This window comes from Pseudomonas sp. (assembly GCF_030147005.1).
Lineage (GTDB): Bacteria > Pseudomonadota > Gammaproteobacteria > Pseudomonadales > Pseudomonadaceae > Aquipseudomonas.
This window is the reverse complement of the sequence record NZ_JASLAW010000121.1, coordinates 1-5,986: the sequence shown is the minus strand read 5'-3', so window position 1 is coordinate 5,986 and position 5,986 is coordinate 1. Positions and strand designations below refer to the sequence as shown.

The 5,986-nt window shown below is 56.0% G+C and carries 4 protein-coding genes; all 4 read right to left on the bottom strand.

Features of this window, described 5'->3' with window-relative positions; genetic code table 11:
• A partial coding sequence (locus tag Q1V60_RS10780; RefSeq protein ID WP_300630122.1) for a DUF6531 domain-containing protein occupies positions 1-2,450 on the bottom strand: 2,450 nt, incomplete at its 3' end.
• 6 nt (positions 2,451-2,456) lie between these two features.
• A complete protein-coding gene (locus Q1V60_RS10775; RefSeq protein WP_300630121.1) occupies positions 2,457-2,918 on the bottom strand; it encodes a DUF1795 domain-containing protein in 462 nt (153 codons plus the stop codon).
• Positions 2,919-2,955: 37 nt separating this feature from the next.
• The gene (locus Q1V60_RS10770) at positions 2,956-3,537 is read right to left on the bottom strand and encodes a DcrB-related protein (RefSeq protein WP_300630119.1); all 582 of its coding nucleotides are present in this window, start codon (positions 3,535-3,537) and stop codon (positions 2,956-2,958) included.
• Positions 3,538-3,543: 6 nt separating this feature from the next.
• A complete protein-coding gene (locus Q1V60_RS10765; protein WP_300630117.1) occupies positions 3,544-5,415 on the bottom strand; it encodes a type VI secretion system tip protein VgrG in 1,872 nt (623 codons plus the stop codon).
• Positions 5,416-5,986: the final 571 nt, after the last annotated feature.

Here is a 5,986-nt window from a genome sequence, read left to right as displayed (position 1 = left end):
CTGAGCAGGCGGCCGGCCGCGTCGCGTTCGAAGTCGGTGCGACGCTGCGGGCGCTCGCCGCTGTCGTCGTGGCCGGTTTCGTCGACGCAGAGCAGATGGCCGCTGGTGTTGTAGGTGAATTGGCGCTGCAATTGGTCGACGCGCATTTCGCTGATCAGTCGGTCGGCACTGTCGTAGTTAAACCGGTAGGTGGCGTTGTTTTCGTTAATCAGGGCCACCAGGCGCTGGGCCTTGTCGTATTCGTAATGGGTGTGCTGGCCTTCGGCGTTACGGCGTTGGGTAGGCAGGCCGCGGGCGTTGCGGTGCAGGCGAGTGACGTTGCCAGCGCCGTCAGTGTGGGCCATCACCTGGCCCAACGGGTTGTACTCGAAGCTTTCTACGCTGCCGTCGGGATGTTCGATACGCAGCACTTCGCCTTGGGCGGTGCACTGAAACTGGGTGGCTTGGCGCAGGGCATCGGTGACGGTGATCAGATGTTGGCGGTCGTCGTAGTCATAGGTGGTGACCTTGCCGGAGCAATCCTCATAGCGGGTGAGCTGGGCAAAGGCGTTCCAGCTCAAAGTCTTGTTTTTGTGCAGTGGGTCGGTAATGGTGTGGGGCAGGCCGTCGTCGCCATTGGCGTACCGCGTGACCTGGCCCACGGCATCGGTTTCGCAGATCAAGTTGCCGGCACGGTCATAGTCTGCTTGCCAGGTGCCGCCGTCCGGTGCGCGGACCCGCGTGACCAACGGGGTGTTGAAGTGATAGCGGTACTCGGTGGTGCGGCCGAGGGAATCGGTTTCGGCGATCAGCCGCGAGTATTCATCGTACTGAAAGGCCAGGCGCTGTTCGCCCGGCAGCGTCAGGCCGACCAGGTTGCCGCAGTCATCCAGATCGATCGTGTAGTGTTCGCCGCCGAAGTCCCGGCTGGCAATGACCCGGCTGTCATGGTTATAGGTGACCTGAGCTTCGCGCTGCAAAACATCGGTGATGCGCGTAGTGCGGGCCTCCAGGTCATAAGTGAAGTGATAGTGCTCGCCATCGCTGGTCCAATGCTCGACCACACGCGGCTGGCTGCCGAGGTGTTGCCAGCGGTACTGGCAAGCCAAACCCAGCGCGTTGCGGTGAACGACCATCAGGCCGTCTTCGTAGACGAACTGGCGAACCATGTCGCCGTTGCGGTTGATAACCTGGTTGAGCTGTCCGTTGGCGTCGTAGCCATAACGCACGAGGGTTTCCACGGGCAGGTTGTCGACGACGCGCTTGACCTCGGTCAGGCGTCCCATCGGGTGCTCATAGTGCAAGTGCATGCGCCAACCGCCGCTGGCGGTTACGTCGGTGAGTTGGCCGATCTCGTTGTAGGTCAGCGCGATGTAGTGGCCCAGTGCGTTCTCGATGCGTAGCAGTGGGGTAGGGCTGCCGTCTTCGGTTACTTCACCGAAGTAGAAGAAGGTGTTGTCCAGGGTTTGCAGCAGGTAGTGGCCGCCCTGGCTGCGCACCAGGGTCAACCGTTCATGGGGGGAGTAGATGCGTTCGCCTGGCTCCAACACGACAAAGGGGACGCTGCGGCCTTGGTTATCGCAGAGGTAGATGAATTCGCCGTTCTGGTGCAGGGACTGCTCCCATGGCAGCACCCAACCACGCCCCAATGCGCTATCCACGTTCAAGTCGCTGGCATAAAAGCGTGACCAGTGGATCGGCATCAGCCCCGGCAGAATGAAGTCGGTCTCCTGCTCTTCGGGCAAGATCTTGCGACCGTTGGTGGCATCGACTGGATTGCCGAAGATGGCCCCCACCGCTCGATCCAATGCAGGGCTGAGAACATAGTTCTCCAGCACGCTCCCGGCGATGTATCCAGCCACGTAGCGCTTGATGCATGGTTTTGCTGCTTTCATGGCAGCCAGCAGGCTTCGTGGTGACATGGCAGGCATTTTTGGTCGGACCAGTGACGCCAACACCATTAACACATCCACTGCAACTCGCAGCTCAGCGGGAACTTCATCGTTCACCGGCAGGTATCGTTCGCGTCCGCCGCCAATGAATACATTGGGCGATCCGCCGTCGATGGTCGCCCCGCAGGTGGTTTTGTCACCTTTGCGCGCGGCGGGGAAGCTGTTGATGAAGACATTGGAGGATCCTTCGGCAATCAACGGGTCGGAATGCTGGTCGCATGTCAGTTCACTGTACTTGGCGATGGCTGCACGCTTGCCATTGATAAATACGTCGCGGGAGGTCGTGGTGATGCGTCCTGCTACCGAGCTGAAGTGTTTACCAATCGATTCCCCCAGGGAAGGCATCATGGGGCCGAGCGCGCCAAGCAGGCCTATCAGCAAACAGGCACCCAGGCCACCCGTACCGATGGCGATGGCGGCGAACGCTACCATCGCCAACCCGATAGCGGCCCCAATCAAAAAACCGGTCAATGCACTGGTGTGAACAATTTCATCGTCCCAACGAGCAGCCTCAAACATGCCGGGCTACTCCTGCTCGGAAGTGATGGTAGTAAGTCCGGGTTCGGGTACAAAGCTGTTCAACAGCGTGAGCCAATCCGTGTTTTGTTGTGCGCTGAACTCCCCCGGGCGTGTTGTGGAGAACACCAGTACTCGCCCTGGCTGCACTTCGAACGCAGCCTGGCGCTGGAAAAAGGCCTGACGGTCATTGAAGTAATAGGCGTCAACCTGCAAGCCAGGGAGCGGATGGGTTTGGGACAGTACTGCCGCCGAGCGGCTCAGCACCGTGTAACCCTTGTACTTGGCGCTGATCAGTTTGATCTGCCGTTCGAAGTAGGGACTCAGTTCTTCGCCGGGCAACGTGTTGTCGCGTGAGAGGGTGATGCTCAGTGGAGCAGGGATGCTGCTCCCCAGGATAAACATGTTGACGCTGCGATCTTCAAAGCCCTGAGGCAGGGTGATACGACCTTCCGGTAGTGGGTAGTCCATGACAAAACAATCCTGCGCAAATCAAGATGGGGAGGGGTTAAGCACTGGCCAATGTGTCGAGTAAGGCATCGAATTCGGGAAGCCAATCGGACAGCGCCTCATGGCGGCATCCGAATACGCAGCTGATACAGAACCATTGCCGGTGGGTGTGCCCGTTTACGGGGAGCAAGGCGCCGACACTGCGACCGTGCTTTTCTTCGTTCTCGCTTGTGAAGCGGTAGTCGAGCACCAAGGCGCGGGCGCCTGCCAACGTGCGTTCGCTGCGTCTCAAGATGTGGAGTTGTTTACAGTGGTGTTGAAGCTCTGCACATTCGGTGTCCATGGCGCGCTCCAGGGTATGGTTGTCCGGAACTGGGAGCCGTTGCAGGTTGATCGAGAGTGGGTGACCTTGTTTGTACAGTGTGATTTCAGCGCGAGTAGGGGCGAGATGCTCCGGAAACCTCAGTTGCAACCCCGCCAGAATGAGGTGGCAGTGCTCGGGCTGCAGCTCGCTTGTTATGTCTTGCGCTGATGCAGCGATCTCGGGCGCAGGAGGCTCATCTGCCTCAACCGTCGGAACATTGTGTTCGGCCAAACGCCTCTCGCTGAGCCGGTCGTACAGGTTGCGTTGTCTCATCATGGCGGCTTAGGAATCCTGATTGATGTGAACGGTTTTGCCTTGCACTGTGGTGCCTTGGTTACCTTCAATGAAAATTGCATCTGCTTTGAGCGCAATGCTTTCAGGGGTCATGACAATGCTGCTGTTCCCCACCTGCAAGATCACCGTTGTCTTGGCATACAGGTGAATGCCTTGCTGGGTTGTGGTAAGGGTAAAATCACCTTCCAGCACTGTAATCGCGGCATCTTTCTTGACCGTTTCGGTGTGGCTACCGCCTACGTTTGTGACACGGTTGTTGCCCACGTTGAGGCTTTCGTCATGTTCAACCTCGGTGTCCATATTTCGCTCTGCGTGCACCGAAATGCGCTCACTGCCCTGCTTATCTTCAAACAACAGCGAGTTCGCATTGGCCCCAGAACCCTTGGTCGAGCGGGTAAGAAAACCACTCTGTGTCTTGTTGGCCGGCAAGCTCCAGGGCGGTGTGTTCTTGCTGTTGTAAACGCTGCCGGTGATCAGTGGGCGGTCGGGCTGGCCGTCCAGGAACGACACCACCACTTCATCGCCAACCCTGGGAATGTGGATGCTGCCGAAGCCTCCGCTGGCTGAGGTTTGCGAGACGCGAACCCAGCAGGAGCTCTCTTCTTTCTTGCGCTGGCTGTTGGCGCCGCGTGACTCACGGTCCCAGTGGAAATGGACCTTCACCCGGCCCAGGTCATCGGTGAAGATCTCCTCACCGGGCGGGCCGACTACGATGGCTGTTTGCGGGCCGTGGACGGTGGGGCGAGGGGTCATTGGTTGTGCACGGAAAGGGATCTTCTTGCGGATGCAGGTGAAGGTATTTTGATAGCCAGCCTCACTGCCGGTCAGGTAGTTGTTGCTACCCTGATGGTTCACGGTAAGCAACTGAAACTGCCGATCTTCTATCGTGTCGCGGTCATGTTCGTGGTGCTGGGTTAGTTCAAAGGTGAAGCCAGGGCACATCGCCCGGCAGTTGCTGGCGCCACTGAATATTTTCCCTTGTACTTCCAGGGCTTCGATGCGGTGGCGTACCAGACGCTCCCCGTCGGCGCTGCTTGCGTGGGTGTATTGCCCTGGGAAGTCATAGATCTCGTACGCGGTAACATCGCCTTGCTGATTCAGGCTTTGCAGATTTACCGGTAAAAGGTGATCCGGTTGTTTGTAGTCGAATGTCTGTACGGCAATCTTTCCAGACTGCAGCTGGCGATGGCCACTCCATCGGAAGATCGAGTCAGCGGTCTCGTTGATCGACGTGCTGTGATAACGGATGGTGGGCTGCTGCGGCAATGGCTTGAGCAGGTTGGAAGCGTCGGTGATGATCAGGGTGTGCTGGTCGGCACTGTGCTCAAAATAAAAGAACAGGCCTTCACTCTCAAGCAAGCGCAGCACGAAGTTCAAATCAGACTCTCGGTACTGGGTGATGTAACTCCGTGACGGCAGATCACCCAGCAAGCGGAACTCGTATTGGGCAAGCGGTGTGTAGTCAGCAAAAACCGAGCTGATGACTTGTTCGACGGATTGATTTTGGAAAATGCGCGAGTTGAAGCGTTTGCCGAGCATCCACAGCCAAGGGGTTAGTGTTGCCGAATAATGGGTCAGGTTGCCCTGGCTGCCGGAATTGCCAAACTGGGTGATATAGCCATGCATGTGGCGGGCTCCGCCATCGGCAAGTTCGATCTCTAAGGAGGCAGGTTTGCCGATCAGTGTCTTGAGTTCAAGTGCTGGGTCTTGGGAGAGCATTGATAGGTTAAAGTTAAACAGCAGTGAGAGACCCTCAGTGCCATTGAAGTTCTCCAGCAGTAATTCTTGAAGCTCCAAAGTCGGTGTTGTCAGTTTGATTAAACGACGATTTTGAGGAGCAAATATTGATTCCAGGTCCATTTGTGCGAATCCTAGGTGTTTGGGCTGTGTGACGTTGGTCTTTCAAATGTGGGCGAGGGGGCCATGGCTTTTTACTTGAAAATCCATTGCACACTACGACCTATCCATGAGGCGTTTCTTAAATCGCGGATTTCTTCGAGATTGCAGAAGGTTAAAATGATATTTTCTTTCTTTTGGTGCTGTTTTAGTTGTTTTAGCCCGGAAACAGTATTGCGCATGTAGAAAAAAATGTATGCGCAACCAATTAGCGTTGACACTCCGAAGAATAGGAAGGAAAACTCGAATTTTTCTAGATATGGAAATATTAGAGATATTAATCCTGTGCAGCCTCCTGCTATCATGAAATGCTTGCGTGGAGTTAAAGTATTTTTAGGGTATGTTGTTTTGACTCGAGATCCGATGAGTGTAAAAGGGGAGTTGAAAATCTTTCGAGACCGAGCATGGAAGTACTGGGTGGCGTGTACTGCTGGAGAAATTATGCCAATTGCGAAAGAGGTCGTGAGAGAAGTAATCAAGTAATGGTTGATTAGTGTGGATGTGATGATGTATGAGAATGCGAAAAAGAAAATGA